This window comes from Binatus soli (SeqCode) (assembly GCF_050015535.1).
Classification (GTDB): domain Bacteria; phylum Desulfobacterota; class Binatia; order Binatales; family Binataceae; genus Binatus; species Binatus soli.
In genome coordinates this window covers 104,457-119,782 of sequence record NZ_JBEKBF010000006.1, presented here as the reverse complement: position 1 = coordinate 119,782, position 15,326 = coordinate 104,457, and the positions used below count along the sequence as shown (strand labels likewise).

At 61.2% G+C, this 15,326-nt stretch carries 15 protein-coding genes; 12 read left to right on the top strand and 3 right to left on the bottom strand.

Translation table 11 applies throughout. The features are described from left to right. Window positions 1-37: 37 nt before the first annotated feature. Window positions 38-2,149, bottom strand: coding sequence for an ethanolamine ammonia-lyase subunit EutC (gene eutC, locus ABR989_RS06275; RefSeq protein WP_428126668.1), 2,112 nt, complete (start codon window positions 2,147-2,149; stop codon window positions 38-40). 110 nt (window positions 2,150-2,259) lie between these two features. On the opposite strand from eutC, the gene ABR989_RS06270 reads away from it, so the two are divergent. The 10 genes from ABR989_RS06270 (at window position 2,260) to ABR989_RS06225 (ending at window position 10,391) form a co-directional block, all read left to right on the top strand. Then, complete coding sequence (locus tag ABR989_RS06270) at window positions 2,260-3,069, top strand: hypothetical protein (RefSeq protein WP_428126666.1); 810 nt, start codon at window positions 2,260-2,262, stop codon at window positions 3,067-3,069. A gap of 22 nt (window positions 3,070-3,091) precedes the next feature. Then, window positions 3,092-3,220 carry a hypothetical protein gene (locus ABR989_RS06265; protein WP_428126664.1) on the top strand — a complete coding sequence of 43 codons (129 nt, stop codon included), beginning with the start codon at window positions 3,092-3,094 and terminating at the stop codon, window positions 3,218-3,220. Window positions 3,221-3,988: 768 nt separating this feature from the next. Beyond that, complete coding sequence (locus ABR989_RS06260) at window positions 3,989-4,960, top strand: retron St85 family effector protein (protein ID WP_428126662.1); 972 nt, start codon at window positions 3,989-3,991, stop codon at window positions 4,958-4,960. A gap of 10 nt (window positions 4,961-4,970) precedes the next feature. Then, window positions 4,971-5,918, top strand: coding sequence for a retron St85 family RNA-directed DNA polymerase (locus tag ABR989_RS06255; protein ID WP_428126660.1), 948 nt, complete (start codon window positions 4,971-4,973; stop codon window positions 5,916-5,918). 260 nt (window positions 5,919-6,178) lie between these two features. Next, entirely contained in the window at window positions 6,179-6,997 is an 819-nt protein-coding gene (locus ABR989_RS06250) for a class I SAM-dependent methyltransferase (protein ID WP_428126657.1), read from the top strand. 156 nt (window positions 6,998-7,153) lie between these two features. Then, complete coding sequence (gene rpoZ / locus ABR989_RS06245; RefSeq protein ID WP_324094404.1) at window positions 7,154-7,348, top strand: DNA-directed RNA polymerase subunit omega; 195 nt, start codon at window positions 7,154-7,156, stop codon at window positions 7,346-7,348. Between the two features lie 62 nt (window positions 7,349-7,410). Then, window positions 7,411-8,595 carry an RNA polymerase factor sigma-32 gene (locus ABR989_RS06240; RefSeq protein WP_428126656.1) on the top strand — a complete coding sequence of 395 codons (1,185 nt, stop codon included), beginning with the start codon at window positions 7,411-7,413 and terminating at the stop codon, window positions 8,593-8,595. A 97-nt stretch (window positions 8,596-8,692) separates the two neighbouring features. After that, window positions 8,693-9,424, top strand: a complete 732-nt coding sequence (locus tag ABR989_RS06235; RefSeq protein WP_428126654.1) for a competence/damage-inducible protein A — start codon at window positions 8,693-8,695, stop codon at window positions 9,422-9,424. Window positions 9,425-9,457: 33 nt separating this feature from the next. Then, window positions 9,458-10,009: a hypothetical protein gene (locus tag ABR989_RS06230; RefSeq protein ID WP_428126652.1), complete on the top strand. Its 552-nt coding sequence runs from the start codon at window positions 9,458-9,460 to the stop codon at window positions 10,007-10,009. A gap of 31 nt (window positions 10,010-10,040) precedes the next feature. After that, window positions 10,041-10,391: an arsenate reductase family protein gene (locus ABR989_RS06225; protein ID WP_428126650.1), complete on the top strand. Its 351-nt coding sequence runs from the start codon at window positions 10,041-10,043 to the stop codon at window positions 10,389-10,391. Window positions 10,392-10,502: 111 nt separating this feature from the next. On the opposite strand, the gene ABR989_RS06220 is transcribed toward ABR989_RS06225, so the two are convergent. Next, window positions 10,503-11,528 (bottom strand): LysR family transcriptional regulator, encoded by a 1,026-nt coding sequence (locus ABR989_RS06220; protein ID WP_428126648.1) that lies wholly within the window; start codon window positions 11,526-11,528, stop codon window positions 10,503-10,505. A 242-nt stretch (window positions 11,529-11,770) separates the two neighbouring features. On the opposite strand from ABR989_RS06220, the gene ABR989_RS06215 reads away from it, so the two are divergent. Then, window positions 11,771-12,940: an acyl-CoA dehydrogenase gene (locus ABR989_RS06215; RefSeq protein ID WP_428126646.1), complete on the top strand. Its 1,170-nt coding sequence runs from the start codon at window positions 11,771-11,773 to the stop codon at window positions 12,938-12,940. A 74-nt stretch (window positions 12,941-13,014) separates the two neighbouring features. Beyond that, complete coding sequence (locus ABR989_RS06210; RefSeq protein ID WP_428126644.1) at window positions 13,015-13,830, top strand: SDR family NAD(P)-dependent oxidoreductase; 816 nt, start codon at window positions 13,015-13,017, stop codon at window positions 13,828-13,830. 60 nt (window positions 13,831-13,890) lie between these two features. On the opposite strand, the gene ABR989_RS06205 is transcribed toward ABR989_RS06210, so the two are convergent. Next, complete coding sequence (locus ABR989_RS06205; protein WP_428126642.1) at window positions 13,891-15,321, bottom strand: 4-hydroxyphenylacetate 3-hydroxylase N-terminal domain-containing protein; 1,431 nt, start codon at window positions 15,319-15,321, stop codon at window positions 13,891-13,893. Window positions 15,322-15,326 lie beyond the last annotated feature (5 nt).

Here is a 15,326-nt window from a genome sequence, read left to right as displayed (position 1 = left end):
TAGTTTTTCGGATGAGCAGGCGCCAGTCGCGCAAGGATCATGGCGCGGGCGGGGTTTTCTCCGCCAGTGCGGCGCCCGACGCCCGCAATCGGGTCGCGTCGTCGATCAGCGCCGCGATTTTGCGCCCGGCCTCCGCGATCGGAATCCCGCCGCGATGAATGTTCGATATCACCGTGCGGTCGGGCTCGATCGATTTGAGCGTGGGCCGGTAAATCACGTACGCGCTCAGGCTCTCGGCGGTGGCCAGGCCGGGACGCTCGCCAACGATCATGCAGACCACGTCGGGACGCAATATTTCGCCGAGGTGGTCCTCGATTCTGACCCGCGCATTTCGGATGAAGATCGGCTTCAGGAGGCGGTAGCGCGACGAGAGCCGCCGGGTGAGCGCGCGCATCAGCGGCGCCGCGTTCTTCTCCACCGCAGCCGATGAAAGTCCGTCGCCGATGCATAGCAGCACGCTGGGCGTCGCCGATTTGCCGCGGCCGCGCGGCGCAAGGCGCGCCACGCGCGCAGCATCGGCGGCGTCAAGACGCCGGCCGCGCTCGGGATAACGCAAATAATCCTCGCGCGTGAGGGCCTGCGAGCGAACTTCAAGCAGGCCATTGCGCCGCGGCCAATCGCGCGCGACCAGCGTCATGACCGCATCGACGGCGCGCGCGTGATCTGCCCGCAGAGAGAGCATCGCGGCCGTCGTGTAGCGCGGGCCCGCGCGTCCCACGTCAAGCCGCGCGGGCGTCGCGCGGCGCATCGCGTCGAAATCTGCCTCACCGTCTGTCGTGCCCGGCGAATTCATCAGCAGCCTCGCGTCGCCGGCGCGCGCAGTGAGACGGCCGTCGCGGAGAATTCCCCGACTTTCGCACCATTCCTCGAACTCGGGCGCGGGACGCAGCTTGAGCACTGCCCTCAGCGCCGCGGCGTCCTGATAGCTGGTGGATTGATAAGAGAGCATCACGTCGTCGCCCATCGGCACCGCCATGAAGTAGTTGCATCCCGCCGATGCCAGCAGCACCGCCAGATTTTCGCAGTCGTTCTGATCGGCGCGAGCGTGATTGGTGTAACATGCGTCGGCCCCGTGCGGGACTCCGAGCAGCTTGCCCATCAGATGATCTTCCAGGCCGGCGCGCGTGATCTGTTTCGCATCGTAGAGATATTCGGGGCCGATGAAGCCCACCACGGTGTTGACCAAAAGTGGCGCGTAGCGGCGCGCCAGCCCATAGCATCGCGCCTCGAGCGTGACCTGGTCCGCGCCCTCGTGTGCATCGGCCGACAGCTCGGAGCCCTGCCCCGTCTCGAAATACGTCAGGTTCGGCGCGCGCAGGCTGCCGATCTCGCGAATCATCGCGTAGCCTTCGTCGAGCATCTTAACCGTAATGCCGAAACCGGCGTTGCCCTTCTCCGTCCCCGCCAGGCTCTGGAACATGATGTCCATCGGGGCGCCGGCCTCGAGCGCGCGCATCTGCGTGCTGATATGGCCGAGCACGCAGTTTTGCGTCGGCACTCCGGTGCGCTCAATGATGTCGGCGGTGAGTTCGAGCAATCGGCGGATGTTGTCGGGCTCGTCGATGCACGGGTTGATTCCGATGAGCGCGTCGCCGGTCGCGTAGGCGAGGCCTTCGTAGATGGCGGCGGCGATTCCGGTGAGATCGTCGCGCGGATGGTTGGGCTGGAGGCGCGTCGCGAGCCGGCCCGCGAGGCCAAGCGTGGTGCGCGCGCTGGTGACGACGCGAATTTTCGACGCAATCGCGATCAGATCGAGATTGGTGCATAGCTTGGCGGCCGCGGCGGCAATCTCCGCGGTGATTGCGCGGCCGGTCGCGAGGATCGCATCGCCGGTCGTCCCGTCGTCGAGCAGCCATTCGCGAAATTCGCCGACAGTCTTGTTGCGCACGGCGGCGAATGCGTCGCGATCCAGCGCGTCGTCGATGACGCGCGTAACTTCGTCGCGATCGTAGGCAACGACCGGGTTCTCGCGCAGGTCGTTCAACGTGAGATCGGCGAGCACGGCCTTGGCTGCTATTCGTTCCCGCTCGGAGCGCGCGGCGATTCCCGCAAGTTCGTCGCCCGAGCGCGCTTCGTTGGCGCGGGCGAGCAATTCCTTGACCGAGCGGAATTGGAAGAAAGTGCCGAGCAGTCGCGTCGAGAGTTTCATTGGCGTTCAGCCAGCGTAACGCGAGAGGATAGTAAGTGGAAAGAGAAAGGACGGCTGCGACGGGCGCGGTAGCGCGGGCCGCACCGCCGCCATAAGATACGATTCCGCCTATGAGACCGATTCGCCTGCTCGCCACCGTAGTCGCTTTGCTCGCAGCCGCCTCGATTGCCGCGACGATTGCGCGCGCGGCGCAAACCGGGAACCTGAAGCTCGATGTCCTCGGCGAAGAAGGCGCCGGCGCGAAAAATCCCGCGCACGTAATCGCGGCCAACGGCAAAGAGGCCGGCCAGGTCACGCCCGGCTCGTCGGTCGCGCTGCCGCCGGGCGAATACAAACTGGTGATGCCGATCGTCGGCGGCCAAATCGTCAAGGACGCCGTCCAGATCGAGGCCGGCCGCACTCACACCGTCCTCATAGCAAATGTTGCCGTGCTGCAGGTCAGCGTGAAAGACAAGACCGGCGCCGATCCCGGCTTCGGCGTGACCGTGACCACCACCGACTCGCCGCACGCGAAGGTCGCCAGCTTTATTTCGGGCGACAAATATCTGTTCGCACCCAGCGAGGTTGACGTCCACGTCGACGCACCCCCGCAAGGCTACGACTGGCACGCGTTGCAGCTCGCGCCCGGCCGTCGCGCGCTGCTGACGCTCGACGAAGTTGTGAAGGCTGATTTGGTCGTGCAGACCGTGATGTCGAAGATTCCGTTCGATAACTCTACTCGCGTGGTAATTATCCGCGCAGGAACGCAGACCAAAGTCGCCGAGAGCGATCCGGGAAGCGAACATCGCTTCAAACTTGACCCCGGCGACTACGATGCCTATGTGGAAAATCGGTCCGGCAAGGGCAAGCCCTACGTAACTTCGGCTGGAATCCATCTCAATTCCGGCGCAAAGGTGGAACGGACGGTCCCGCTGGACTAAGCAAGAAAAGAAGAGAGGTTAGATGGCAAGCGAACGGCAAAAAGAAATCAAGCGTCGGCGCAAACGGAAAAAATCGAGACTGCAGGCCAAGACCAGGGAGGCGCGCAAAAAGACCCGGAAAAAGCGGTCCGAACGTCCGCATCCAGCCTGAATCGGACGCTTAGCGCGCGGCAGGGGTGACCCCTGGCAGGGGTGACCCCTGGCCGTGGCGACGGCAGCGCAGTATTAAGCCGTTGGCAGGGGCCGCGCCCGCCAACGGCGGGCGGCCTTAGCATCGGGTGGAGGGGTGACCCCTGCACTCAGTGTTAAAACAAAGATGCGGGACTTCGTCCCTGTTAGAAGGGTTAAGGGGGACGGCGGATTTTTTCTTTGTGTCATTCTAGAGCGAAAGCTGCTGTAGCGAAGAATCCCGGTTCCGGCATTGCGCAATGGCAGTCAATTTTTCCAAAAGTGGTCGGAAATGGTGCTGTCCTGCTGAGGTTTTTACGACAACGTTTCACGTGAAACGTGTTTTAGTTCAGGAGAAGAAATTACGAAGCAGTGGCTTGACGGGCGAAGAGCACACGTTCAAGCGAGCAGGACTGGAACGAGAGCATCGGGCGAGAACTGGCCGCTCCCGGCGCCGCTGGAAACACCGTGTGAACAAACCCGGCGCGGAACCTTGCACAGGGAAGCCGTCGGGTCTATAGCGGGGCGGGTCCAAATACGGTAGTTCCGGCTTGCTCCTCTTGACGCGACGAATTCCAATTCGTATCCTTCCCTCGCTCTTAGTCAGGTTCCCGTTGACGAAACGCGAGCCTTATGCCGGGCGATTCGCCAGGCTGTTACGTATTGACCGTCATGCTGCGGGGCGGGTTTCGACGCCCTCCTCGTACGCGAGCCGGGCGTCGAAACCCGCCCGCTCAAAGTAAGAGCAACCATGGGCCACCCGTTCGATCATCCTGCGCTTTCCAAAGCTTTGGAAAGGGTGGTTGGAGCTTTCAAAACAAAGTCGGTTTCCGTGCTTCCAGGAGCCAAACTTCTGTTTGTCTGTGGCGGGCCTACGGACCCGGTCCCACTTACTGCAAAAGAGCGGTTTCTCGATTGGGTGGCCCCGGGGTTGAGGCTGAGCCGGACACGGCGGCAGACCATGCGGGGGCAGTTCCTCGATTGGGCGGCCACCAACATGCCCACCTGCAGGACCTTCTTGGCTGAGAAGGCCGCGCAAGATGTGGTCTCCCACGACAACCCGCCCCCTCTGAGACTCGCTAAATTCGAGGAATTTCTTGGCAGCGTTGCGGACTGTGTAATCGTATTCCCAGAATCCGTCGGGTCTTTTGCGGAGACCGGCTACTTCGCGGCCAAGGGAAACGTCCGCTGTAATTGCTTGATCGTAAACTCTGCCTCTGAGCAAAAGACTTCATTCCTTAACCGCGGGCCGATTGATGAAATCGAGCGGCATACCAAACTTGAATACAAGAGACTCGTGCTGAACTTCGATGCAACTCCGCCAGACTTCGCAGTCATAAAAGAACGTATCGAGAACACGCCACCCAAAGGCAAAACCGGGGTCTCCATGCACTCCTTTAACGAGCTAACGGCCGCAAAGCAATTAGCATTTCTGCTTTATCTCATGAGCCTATTTCCGTCCCTCGACCTAGAGGGCATGAGGCGAATCATCGAACTCGTATTTGGCAAAGGAAATTACGAGATGGAGCGCGTGAGACAGCTCTTGTCTGTCCTCGTCTCGGCGAAATATGTCGATCGCCTGCCAGCCGATAACGACTATTATTATTTAATCGAGCCGTCTGCACCTCCTTTGCTAGAAATCGCTGGCGAAAACCCAAGTCAACTGCTCGTCGAACATTCCGGGATTTATTCACGGTACTTCCCAAATTTGGTGCGCGTATAGAGAACTCCTGATGTTAGCCAGCGTCATAGCCAAGAAGACTGGTGTAACTGCTTTGTATATAGAGCAGCTAGCACGCTCGGCTAGTCACTTTTACAAGGTCTATCTTATTGATAAACGTCACGGTGATGAGAAAAGGATCATCCAGCAACCTTCGCGCGCGCTCAAATTTCTCCAGCGCTGGATTGTCGCCAATGTTATACAGGATATCCCAATCCACACCGCCGCGGCGGCGTACGTAAAGGGTAGCAGCGTTAGGAAGCATGCAGAGCGGCATGTTACGAACAACTACCTTTTGAGGTTGGATTTTCAGCAGTTTTTCCCTTCGATTAAGGGTAGCGACATAAGACGACATCTCGTTAAAAATCGGCCGCACCTGCACTTTGTCGAAGAAGACACCGATATTGAATTACTGGTCGCCGCAGTTACTCGCAGCGGTGGGCTAGTGATCGGCGCACCATCGTCGCCTGCCTTGTCGAATCAAATTATGTTTCAATTTGACGATCTCTTGCACCGATGGTGCGCAGACTCAAACGTGACGTATACGAGGTACGCCGACGACTTATATTTTTCCACGCGTACACCTGATGTCTTGCGGCTGGCTCGGGAAAAGGTCTTGGAGCTTTTGGGCTCGATAGAATACCCGAAGCTCAGCTTAAACGACGATAAAACGGTTCACACCTCACGCAAGAAGAAGCGCCTGGTTACCGGGCTGTCGCTTTCCTCTGACGGAAAGGTGTCATTGGGAAGAGAGAAGAAGCGCAAGATACGAAGCATGATACACAAGCATAAAGTTGTTGCGGGCTTGGAATCGAAAGAGCGGGCTTATTTGGCTGGCTACCTCGCATATGCGCGCTCCGTGGAACCGGAATTTATCGCCAGCTTGGTGCGGAAATACGGGTCAGAGACGATGCGGGCTGTGATGACGATGTCCCAGGCTCCAAGGTCTGGGCACCAATAAGGCGCCTCACCTTTCGGGCGGTTATCCGGGGTCCCTCGGCTTCGCTCGGGATGACGGAGGGAGGGATGACACAAAAGAAGAGCGCGCAAGCGCAGAAAGCTGTACCCTCATCTACCGGCCGCCAGGTGGCCTGGCGGGTCGCGCCGTGGGTGAGTGCGGGGTAACATTGTTGTCCTTGGAAACTCAGGCGCCACGCGTCTCGCAATTGAAAGAGTGGAAAAGTGAAAAAGTGAAAAAGTGAAAAAAGGGCCTCCATGCAAATGAAGCACCGAATCCGATTCCCGTTGTTCGTCCTGCTTATTCTATCGATAGTTGCGATCTCGCCGATGCCGTCGGCGAGAGCAGCCCGCGACGACACCGGCACGCAGGCCGCGCTTGCCGCGGCGATCGCCGGACCGCATCGTTCCGAGGCAAATAAGGCCCGCGACAAATATCGCCATCCGCTGGAAACGCTCACTTTCTTCGGGATTAAGCCCGAGATGACCGTGGTCGAGATCTCGCCCGGCGCCGGTTGGTTTACCGAGATCCTGGCGCCCTTTCTCAAGGACCACGGCAAGCTCTACGAAGCGGTGGGCGGCGGACCGGGCGCCAAGACCTTCGAGGACAAGCTCAAGGCCGATCCCGCCGTCTACGGCCGGATCATCGTGAGCACGCTCAAGCCGCCGGCCGAAACCGACATCGCGCCCGCAGGCACGGCCGATATGGTCGTGACCTTTCGCAACGTCCACGACTGGCTCGCGCACGGCAACGCGGCAGACTACTTCAAGGCCTTTTACCGCGCGCTGAAACCCGGCGGAATCCTGGGCGTAACCGACCATCGCGCCGATCCCTCGCAGCCGCAGGACCCTCTCGCCAAGAACGGATATGTGCGCCAGGACTATATGATCCGACTCGCGGAGCAGGCCGGCTTCAAACTGGCGGGCGCCTCGGAAATCAATGCAAATCCCAAGGACCTGCGGGACCATCCGGTGTGGTATCTGCCGCCAACCTTGCGCCTGGGTGAAAAGGATCGCGCCAAGTATCTGGCAATCGGAGAGAGTGACCGGATGACGCTCAAGTTCGTCAAGCCGCAGGGCTGAGCCCTGCACCCAGTGTTAAGACCGCGCTCCGTTGTCGCGCGCGGCCCCTGGCCGTGGCGACGGCAGCGCAGTGTTAAGACCGCGCTCCGTTGTCGCGCGCGGCCCGATCTCGGGTGCGTTGACAAGAGGCGCGATGCACCGGAGAATTGATGCCTAATGGCACGAATTACCGTTGAAGATTGCCTGGAAAACATCCCCAACCGCTTCGAGCTCGTGCTCGGCGCGGCGCGGCGCGCCAAACAGCTGCTCAAGGGCGCGCGGCCACTGGTGGAATCGGACAACAAAGAAGTAGTCACGGCGTTGCGCGAAATCGCCGCCGGCAAGGTCACGATCGAAGAACCCGACGCCTGACCGGGCACGATCGATTCGACAACAACCGACACAGCTCCTCGCCGCCGACGGCTCGAGCATTGGTGTCCGCATCTCATGCCAGCGTGTGGCGGAGCTGGAGCCAGCCTGTGGCGCGCAAACCCGGCAAACCGATCGGTCGCAAGCGCACAACGAAACGCGATAGCAAAGCCGGCGGCGAAGTTCGTCGCAGGCGCGCGATCGCCGAGCCGATCGCACCTGAAGAGTCCGAATCGGATCTCGACCTCGAAGCCGGCGCCGTCGCCGAAGCTGCCGACGAAAACGCGCCGATCGAAGTCTCCGAGTTTCATCCGGTCGCAGGCGCCGACGACGAAGCGGCCGCAGAACCCGTGGAGTCCGCCGAGGTTGAAGCCGACGCCGCCAAGGACGGCGGCGCGCTCGTAGCCGCCGATCCGCTGGGCCGCTACCTGGCCGAGATTCGCCGCTTCCCGCTGCTGTCGCGCGAGGCGGAGGCCGTGATCGCGCGGCGCTACGTCAAGGACAAGGATCCGGAGGACGCTTACCGGCTGGTCACCGCCAATCTGCGCCTGGTCGTGAAACTCGCGTTCGAGTTCGCGCGGGCGACGAAAAACGTGCTCGACCTTATACAGGAGGGCAACGTCGGCCTGATGGAAGCGGTCAAGAATTTCGACCCCGAGCATGGAATCCGCTTTCCGTCTTACGCGGTGTGGTGGGTGCGCGCGTATATCTACCGTTACCTGATCAACAACTGGCGGCTGGTCAAGATCGGCACAACTCAAGCGCAGCGCAAACTGTTCTTCAATCTCCGCAAAGAGACCGACCGGCTGGAGCGCGAGGGATTCAAGCCGCAACCTCTTTTGCTGGCGCATCGGATGGGGGTGCGGGAAAGCGACGTGCGCGAGATGCAGGAGCGGATGGGGCACAGCGAGCTATCGCTCGATCAACCGGCCGGCGCCGACGACGATACGCGGCTGCTCGACGTAATCCCCGACGCCGGGCACAACCCGGAAACCGAAACGGCCGACCGCGAGTGGCGCGAGTTCGCCCACGACAAGGTCGAGCAGTTCGCCGCGACGCTGGCGGGCAAGGAGCTGGAGATTTTCAAGGCGCGCCTGCTGTCGGAGGATCCCGAGACGCTGCAGGTGATCGGCACGCGCTTCGGAATCAGCCGCGAACGGGTGCGGCAGATCGAAACGCGGCTCAAGCGCCGGCTGAAGGAGTTTATCGAGGCGTCGGCGCCCGACGTCGACGACGCCGGCCCGTCGTAGGCATCGCTGTTTCACACTGGGTTACCCCATTGCCGCTGATGGCCGCCGCTTGCGATAATGCGGTCCGAGGCGGATCGCGCAGGGAGCCTGCAGTCGAATGCGAGAACGCAGTTGCGCGCTGGTTGTGGTGGGTAACGAAATCCTTTCCGGCAAGGTTCAGGATTCCAACGCGTATTTCGCGGCTCGCGAGCTGCACAAGATTGGCGTCGCGCTGGCCCGTATCGCAACCATCCCGGACCAACTTGCGGCGATCGCGGGCGAAGTTTCGTACTGCTCGCGCAACTTCGATTTCGTGATCACTTCGGGTGGCGTCGGCCCAACCCATGACGATCTCACGATGGAAGGCGTCGCGCGCGCATTCAACCGGCGTCTCGTGGTCCATCCCGACCTCGAGCGCCTCATCCGCGAATATTACCGCGAGCGCTCGGTCGGCGCAGGCCTCAAGATGGCCGAAGTGCCTGAGGGCGCGGTCCTCAACGAAGCCGGCGACATCCGTTTCCCGACCGTGCAGATCGAAAATGTGTACGTGCTGCCTGGAATTCCGCAACTGTTCGAGGCCAAGCTGCGGGCGCTGAGCAGCCGTTTTGCGACCGACCCGTATTTCATGCGCGCGATTTACCTGACCGCCGGCGAGGGCACGATCGCCGATCAGCTGAACGACTGCATGCGCAATTTTCCGGAGTTGATGCTGGGCTCGTATCCGCGGATCGGAGATCCCGACTACCGCGTGAAGTTGACGCTCGAGTCGAAGGACGCCGAGTATCTCGAGCGCGCGTTTCGTCATCTGATGGGGCTGCTGCCGGCCGAGGCGGTGGTCAAAACCGAGTAGCAATTTACGCCCGAGGCGGCGGTGGAGGAAATCATGAGGAAAAGAAGTTTCAGATTCGCCGTGATCGCGCTGGGATTGTCGGTGATGCTCGCGATGCCGGCCGGTCCGCTGGCAGAGTACGCCGCGGCACAGACGCAGCCGGCAGGCGCCGGGACGCCAACGCAGGTCCCGGAGCCGAACGCAGACGCCGTCAACTGGCCGGGCATGGGTTACGGCGTCGGCGCGTTGTTCTGCAATGTTCTCTATATCCCCGCCAAGCTGGTTTACGCGCTGCTCGGCGGCCTCGTTGGCGGCGGAACCTACCTGGTGACCGCCGGCAACACGCAGGCTGCCGACACGGTGTGGCGCAGTGCGTTCGGCGGCGACTACGTCGTGACGCCGCAAATGCTGGCCGGTCAGGAGCCGATCAACTTCAGCGGGCCGACCGCAACCCCGCCTGAAGGTCCCTCGACAAGTTCATCGTCGGGTGGCGTCGCGCCGATAGCGCCGCTTCCGCAGGCGGGCTCGTCGTCGGCAGGCGGGCAGCCGCTGGATCACGGCAGCGGTCCCGCGGGCGCATCGGCGCCGAACTCGAACATCGAGTAGCAGCAAGACGCCGGAACGTGGAAGGTCGCGCATGAAGAAGATCCGTTTCGTCTGGAAATCCACCTGCACCACTTGCCGCGACGCGCGAAGTTTCCTGCGCAAGGATCTTGGCGCCGAGCTCGACGAGCGCGACTACGCGCGAGTTCCTCTGAGTGCCGGTGAGCTGAAGGATCTGTTTGCGGGCCGCGACCCGCGCGATTTTCTAAACCCGCGCAGTCCGGCCTTCAAGGCGATGGGCCTGGCGGGTAAATCGCTCACGGTCGAGCAGGCGTTTGCGCTGATGGTGAAGGAGCCGAATCTAATCAAGCGGCCGATCGTCGTCGCGGGCAGAGAAATGATCGCGGGCTTCGATCGCGAGCGGCTGCGCGCCGCGCTGAAGTAAAGTGCGGTAGATTGCACCTGATCCTGTACCCGTTGGCACGGGAGGCCAGTATTAAAAGGCCGCGCGCGACAACGGAGCGCGGTCTTAGCACTGCGCTGCCGTCGCCACGGCCTACGCCGTCTTCTCGGTCTTCTCCGCTTTCTCGGCCTTCTCGGCGCGATCCGAGTTGTTCGCGTCGTTGTTGCGTTCAGCGCGCTCGCCGCGCGGCGCGCGCTCGGTCTTGTCGCCGGTCTTGTCGCCGCGAGCACGGGGCACGACGTTGCTGGTCGTCAGCACCTCGATAAACTTGTGCACCGCAGGCGAGAGTTCGCGGCCGCGCTTGTAGATGATCGCCAGCGGACGCAGAAAGCTCCCTTCCTGGAACTCGAGCATCCGCAGAGTGCCGCGCGCGACCTCGTTCTCGATCGTCATCCGGGGCACGATTGCGCATCCAAGGCCAATCTCGACGGCGCGCTTGATGGTCTCAATGTTGTCGAATTCGAGCGCGTAGATCGGCTTGACGCCGTACTGGCGCAGGATTCGATCGGAGGCCTTTCGGGTCGGGATATCGCGCTCGTATCCGACAAACTTCTGACCCTGCAACTGTCCGACATTTACCTTCGAGTGCTTGGCCAGCGGATTGTCGGGCGGCACGGCGAGCACGAGTTCGTCATGGCGAAACGGCACCGAGACGATTTGGCTGCGCTTGGCCGGATAGGCAACGACGCCAAGATCGACCTTGCCTTCGATGAGGTCTTCGTAAATTTTGTTCGAGCGCAGATATTCGAGATGGACATTGACGGCCGGAAAGTTGCGGAGAAATTCGGTCAGATACGGCGGCAATTCGTGCAAGCCAACGCTGTAAACGGTGCCGACGCGAATCGTGCCCGCGACCACCGAGCCGATTTCACGCAACCGATTCTCCAATTCCAGGAAACGGCGCACGATTTCCTTGCTGGCGGTGTACAGAATCTGTCCGGCCGGCGTGGGTTTGACTCCGGCTCGTCCGCGTTCTATCAATCGGCAGTCGTACTTCTCTTCCAGGCTTCGGACCTGCTGGCTGACCGCCGACTGAGTAACGAAGTTTTGCGATGCGGCATAAGAAAAGCTTCCGCTCTCGATTATGTCGCAGAAGACCTTTAGCGTTTCTATATGCATGCTACCGACTTGGCGCATAAGCCTACGTGATAGATCACTCTGACGCAAGTAGTAGCCATGATGACAAAATTATCGGCCCTCAAACAGCGCACGGAACGAACGCGCGTGGGTCGAGAGGGCAGGATACGAGAGGGCATGATTCCGGTAATCCAGAAGATCGCTCGACGCGGCCGGACTGTGGCGGCGGTCTGCGTCCACAATCTTATAGTAAAACGCCTTTCGAAAATCGCAAGGAGCGCAAGATGTTGGATTTATTAAGAGACCTCGATTTTTTTCACCTCGACGAACTGCTGACCGATGAAGAACGGATGGCCCGCGACACGGCTAAACGCTTCGTGGATCGCGAAATCATCCCGCAGATCGAGCACCATTTTGCGAATGAAACCTTCCCAATGCATCTCGTACCGCAAATGGCCGAGCTTGGGATGTTTGGAGCTAATCTGAAGGGTTATGGATGCGCAGGCATGAATAACGTGGCGTACGGTCTGATCATGCAGGAGCTCGAAGCAGGAGACTCGGGGTTGCGCTCGTTCGCGTCCGTGCAAAGCGCGCTTTCGATGTACGCGATTTATGCAAACGGCAGCGAAGAACAGAAGCAGCGCTACTTGCCGGAAATGGCCAAGGGAAAATTGATCGGCTGCTTCGGTCTGACTGAGCCTGACCACGGGTCGGACCCGGGCGGGATGGAAACGCGGGCGCGGCGCGATGGCGATGGATGGATCCTCAACGGGACCAAGCGATGGATCACGAACGGCTCGATCGCGGACGTCGCCATCGTGTGGGCGAAGGTCGAGGAGGGTATAACCGGGTTCCTCGTCGAGAAGGGGACGCCGGGATTTTCGACGCGCGATATCCACGGAAAATTTTCGATGCGCGCGTCGATCACTTCGGAACTGATTTTAGAGGACGTGCGAATTCCCAGGACAGCGCATCTGGAAAAAGCGCGCGGGCTGAAGGGTCCGCTCGGATGCCTGACGCAGGCGCGCTACGGAATCGCGTGGGGCGCGATCGGCGCGGCGCGATCGTGTTTCCATTGCGCGCTGGATTACACGAAATCGCGCAAGCAATTTTCGCGTCCGCTGGCCGGCTATCAACTGGTGCAGGCAAAGCTGGTGAGGATGCTGACCGAGATCACCAAGGCGCAGATGGTTTGCCTGCGGCTGGCTCATCTGAAGGATCAGGGCAAGATGCGCCCGGAGCACGTCTCGTTCGCAAAGAGAAATAACGTCAACGAGGCGCTCAAGATCGCACGCGACGCGCGCGACATGCTCGGCGCCAACGGAATCGTGAACGAGTACCCGGTGATCCGTCACATGCTGAACCTGGAGACGGTGAACACCTACGAGGGCACCTTCGACGTGCATACGTTGATCCTCGGCCGCGACATCACGGGCGAGAACGCGTTTGAGTAAACGCCGGCTGCGCGCTTGCCGCTATCCGCAGCCGTCGTGCTAGAGATAGCACGTAGAGCGGGGAGAAAAATCGGATGGAACTCAAGGGCAAGAATGCAATCGTCACCGGCGCGGCGCGGGGAATCGGCCGCGGAATCGCGCTCAAGCTGGCGGCGGCGGGTGCAAACGTCGCGCTCGTCGATCTCGGGAGTCCGGCAGACCGCGCGCTTACCTACAATCTCAGCGCGCAAACTGAACTGAATCGCACGGTCGAGGAAGTCAAGGGAATCGGCGTGAAGGCTATCCCGATCCTCGCCGACGTGACGCGGTTCGCCGACCTGGAGCGGATGGCGTCGGAGGTGGTCGCGAAACTCGGCGCCATCGACATCCTCGTGAACAACGCGGGGATCATCGCGTTCGGGCCGGTGAGCGGCTTGGCCGAAGAAGCATGGGACCGCGTGATGGCGGTGAATGTGAAGGGCCAGTTCCTGTGCGCCAAGGCGTGTATCCCGCACATGATGAAGCAGAGCGAGGGCGCGATCGTGAATATCGCGTCGGTGGCGGGCAAGACCGGTCACGGCGGCATATCGGCATACTGCGCGAGCAAGTTCGCGTCGGTCGGCTTCACGCAATCGCTGGCGGAAGAGCTTGGCCCGGCGAACATTCGCGTCAACGCGGTATGCCCCGGGTACCTGCGCACTGCGATGTGGACCGACGTGCTCGGTCCGATCGTCGGCGTTCAGTACGGGATGAATCGCGAGGCGGCGTTCGACGAATTTATCGCGCGCAACACGTTCCTCAAGCGCGAGCAGACCCCGGCCGATATAGGCGAGGCGGTGGTCTATTTGTGCCAAGCGGAAAACATTACCGGCGAAACGATCAACGTCGCCGGCGGCGGCGAACTGCATTAGAAACTTCGCGCCGGGGGGGAGATCTGGTTGAGGACCGAAAAGTAAGCACCCTTGTTGCTCTCAGATCCCCGCGAGCTTGCGCGCGTATGCGGCCACCGTCTTGAAGTCGTACTCGCGGTAAGCCTGCAACTTCTCGGCTTCGAATCCGCCTTCCGCGTGCACCGCGAGCACTTCCTGGTAGCCGCCGAAATCCGACGACGTCAGATCGCCAATCAGGTTTAGCAGCCTGAGACGCTTCTCGGCATCGAAACCTTTCGCGCCGCCCATGTATTTGAGCACGTAAGCGCCGGTCGCCTCGCTGGTGAGATCTTCAGCGGCAGGCGCCGTCACCAGCAGACCTCCGGCGAGGTCCTGCACGATTTGCACCGCCTGATGGTAGTTGTGGGCGAAGTGATACTTCGCGACGTTGGTGAGGAGAGTATTCGGCGCCGCGACGCCGTCCTCGAACGTGCAGGTGCGCGCGGCATGCTCGATAAGTCCGCGCACGGTGGTGTGATACGCCGCGAGATGGGTGAGCTTGTCGCGGACGTGACCCGCGCGCGAGATTCCGTTGGCCTCGGCGATCGCGTGGCCGGCGCCCGCCATCAGTTCGAGCAGCGGCAGTTTGTACGAGACGGCGGTGAAGCGATGGAATCGCACGAAGGTCAGCGCGAGCAACCCGGCGAAGTCGATCTCGCCTTGCAGGAACACACGCTCCTGGGGCACGAACACGTCGTCGAAGACCGTCAACGTCTCCATCATCTTGTGCCGCGCGCTAATCGGATGCTCGAAATCATTTTTAGGCGAGCTTCCGTGGGGCGATGCGAGCAGCTTCAGTCCCGGCGTGTTAATCGGCAATGCGAACGCGACGGCGTAGGCCTTGTCCTCGGCGCGCATCGCACGGGTGGGCAGGACGATCACCTCATTTGTGTTGGTCGAGACGCTGGTGTGGACCTTCGCACCGCGCACGACGATGCCGTCGGGGCGCTGCTCGACGATTCGCACGTAGTAGTCCGGATGATCCTGCTGCGTGGGCCCGAGCGCGCGATCGCCCTTGGCGTCGGTTTGCGCGACGGCGACGGCGAGATCGTTGTCGCGGCAATTGCGGTAGTACTTGTGGATGCGCTCGCGGTACTCGGGCTTGCCGGCAGCAGCAAGCCGTTCGCCGACAATATGCAGCGCGAGCAGCGCGTCGGTGCCGATTTCCTTGATCAACACCACCAGCGTCGCGCCCTCGCGCGTCGAGGCCGCGATCAGCGCGCTGCGCTTTAGCAAGTCGTCGCCATTTTGCGGAATATGGTAGTAGCGGCTGTACTCGTCGTCGCCCTCTTTCACGACGGCGAGTCCGCGATACTTCGGATCGTGAGCCATCCGGTAGTCGAGCGCCGCGTGCTCGACTGCTATTCCGATAACAGGATGCGCGGTTACGTCCGCCACCCTTTCGCCCCTGAAAAACACCGCGCGGCCGTCGCGCAGCGAGCTTTTGTACTGTTCAGCCGTCCGTAGTCCCATCGTCG

What these genes read in the sequence shown, in the direction of transcription:
- ABR989_RS06255 (WP_428126660.1), top strand. Translation starts at nt 4,971, where the DNA reads ATGTTAGCCAGCGTCATAGCCAAGAAGACTGGTGTAACTGCTTTGTAT.
- ABR989_RS06230 (WP_428126652.1), top strand. Translation starts at nt 9,458, where the DNA reads ATGAGGAAAAGAAGTTTCAGATTCGCCGTGATCGCGCTGGGATTGTCG.
- ABR989_RS06235 (WP_428126654.1), top strand. Translation starts at nt 8,693, where the DNA reads ATGCGAGAACGCAGTTGCGCGCTGGTTGTGGTGGGTAACGAAATCCTT.
- ABR989_RS06215 (WP_428126646.1), top strand. Translation starts at nt 11,771, where the DNA reads ATGTTGGATTTATTAAGAGACCTCGATTTTTTTCACCTCGACGAACTG.
- rpoZ (WP_324094404.1), top strand. Translation starts at nt 7,154, where the DNA reads ATGGCACGAATTACCGTTGAAGATTGCCTGGAAAACATCCCCAACCGC.
- ABR989_RS06260 (WP_428126662.1), top strand. Translation starts at nt 3,989, where the DNA reads ATGGGCCACCCGTTCGATCATCCTGCGCTTTCCAAAGCTTTGGAAAGG.
- ABR989_RS06210 (WP_428126644.1), top strand. Translation starts at nt 13,015, where the DNA reads ATGGAACTCAAGGGCAAGAATGCAATCGTCACCGGCGCGGCGCGGGGA.
- ABR989_RS06265 (WP_428126664.1), top strand. Translation starts at nt 3,092, where the DNA reads ATGGCAAGCGAACGGCAAAAAGAAATCAAGCGTCGGCGCAAACGGAAA.
- ABR989_RS06220 (WP_428126648.1), bottom strand. Translation starts at nt 11,528, where the DNA reads ATGCATATAGAAACGCTAAAGGTCTTCTGCGACATAATCGAGAGCGGA.
- ABR989_RS06250 (WP_428126657.1), top strand. Translation starts at nt 6,179, where the DNA reads ATGAAGCACCGAATCCGATTCCCGTTGTTCGTCCTGCTTATTCTATCG.
- ABR989_RS06225 (WP_428126650.1), top strand. Translation starts at nt 10,041, where the DNA reads ATGAAGAAGATCCGTTTCGTCTGGAAATCCACCTGCACCACTTGCCGC.
- eutC (WP_428126668.1), bottom strand. Translation starts at nt 2,149, where the DNA reads ATGAAACTCTCGACGCGACTGCTCGGCACTTTCTTCCAATTCCGCTCG.
- ABR989_RS06270 (WP_428126666.1), top strand. Translation starts at nt 2,260, where the DNA reads ATGAGACCGATTCGCCTGCTCGCCACCGTAGTCGCTTTGCTCGCAGCC.
- ABR989_RS06205 (WP_428126642.1), bottom strand. Translation starts at nt 15,321, where the DNA reads ATGGGACTACGGACGGCTGAACAGTACAAAAGCTCGCTGCGCGACGGC.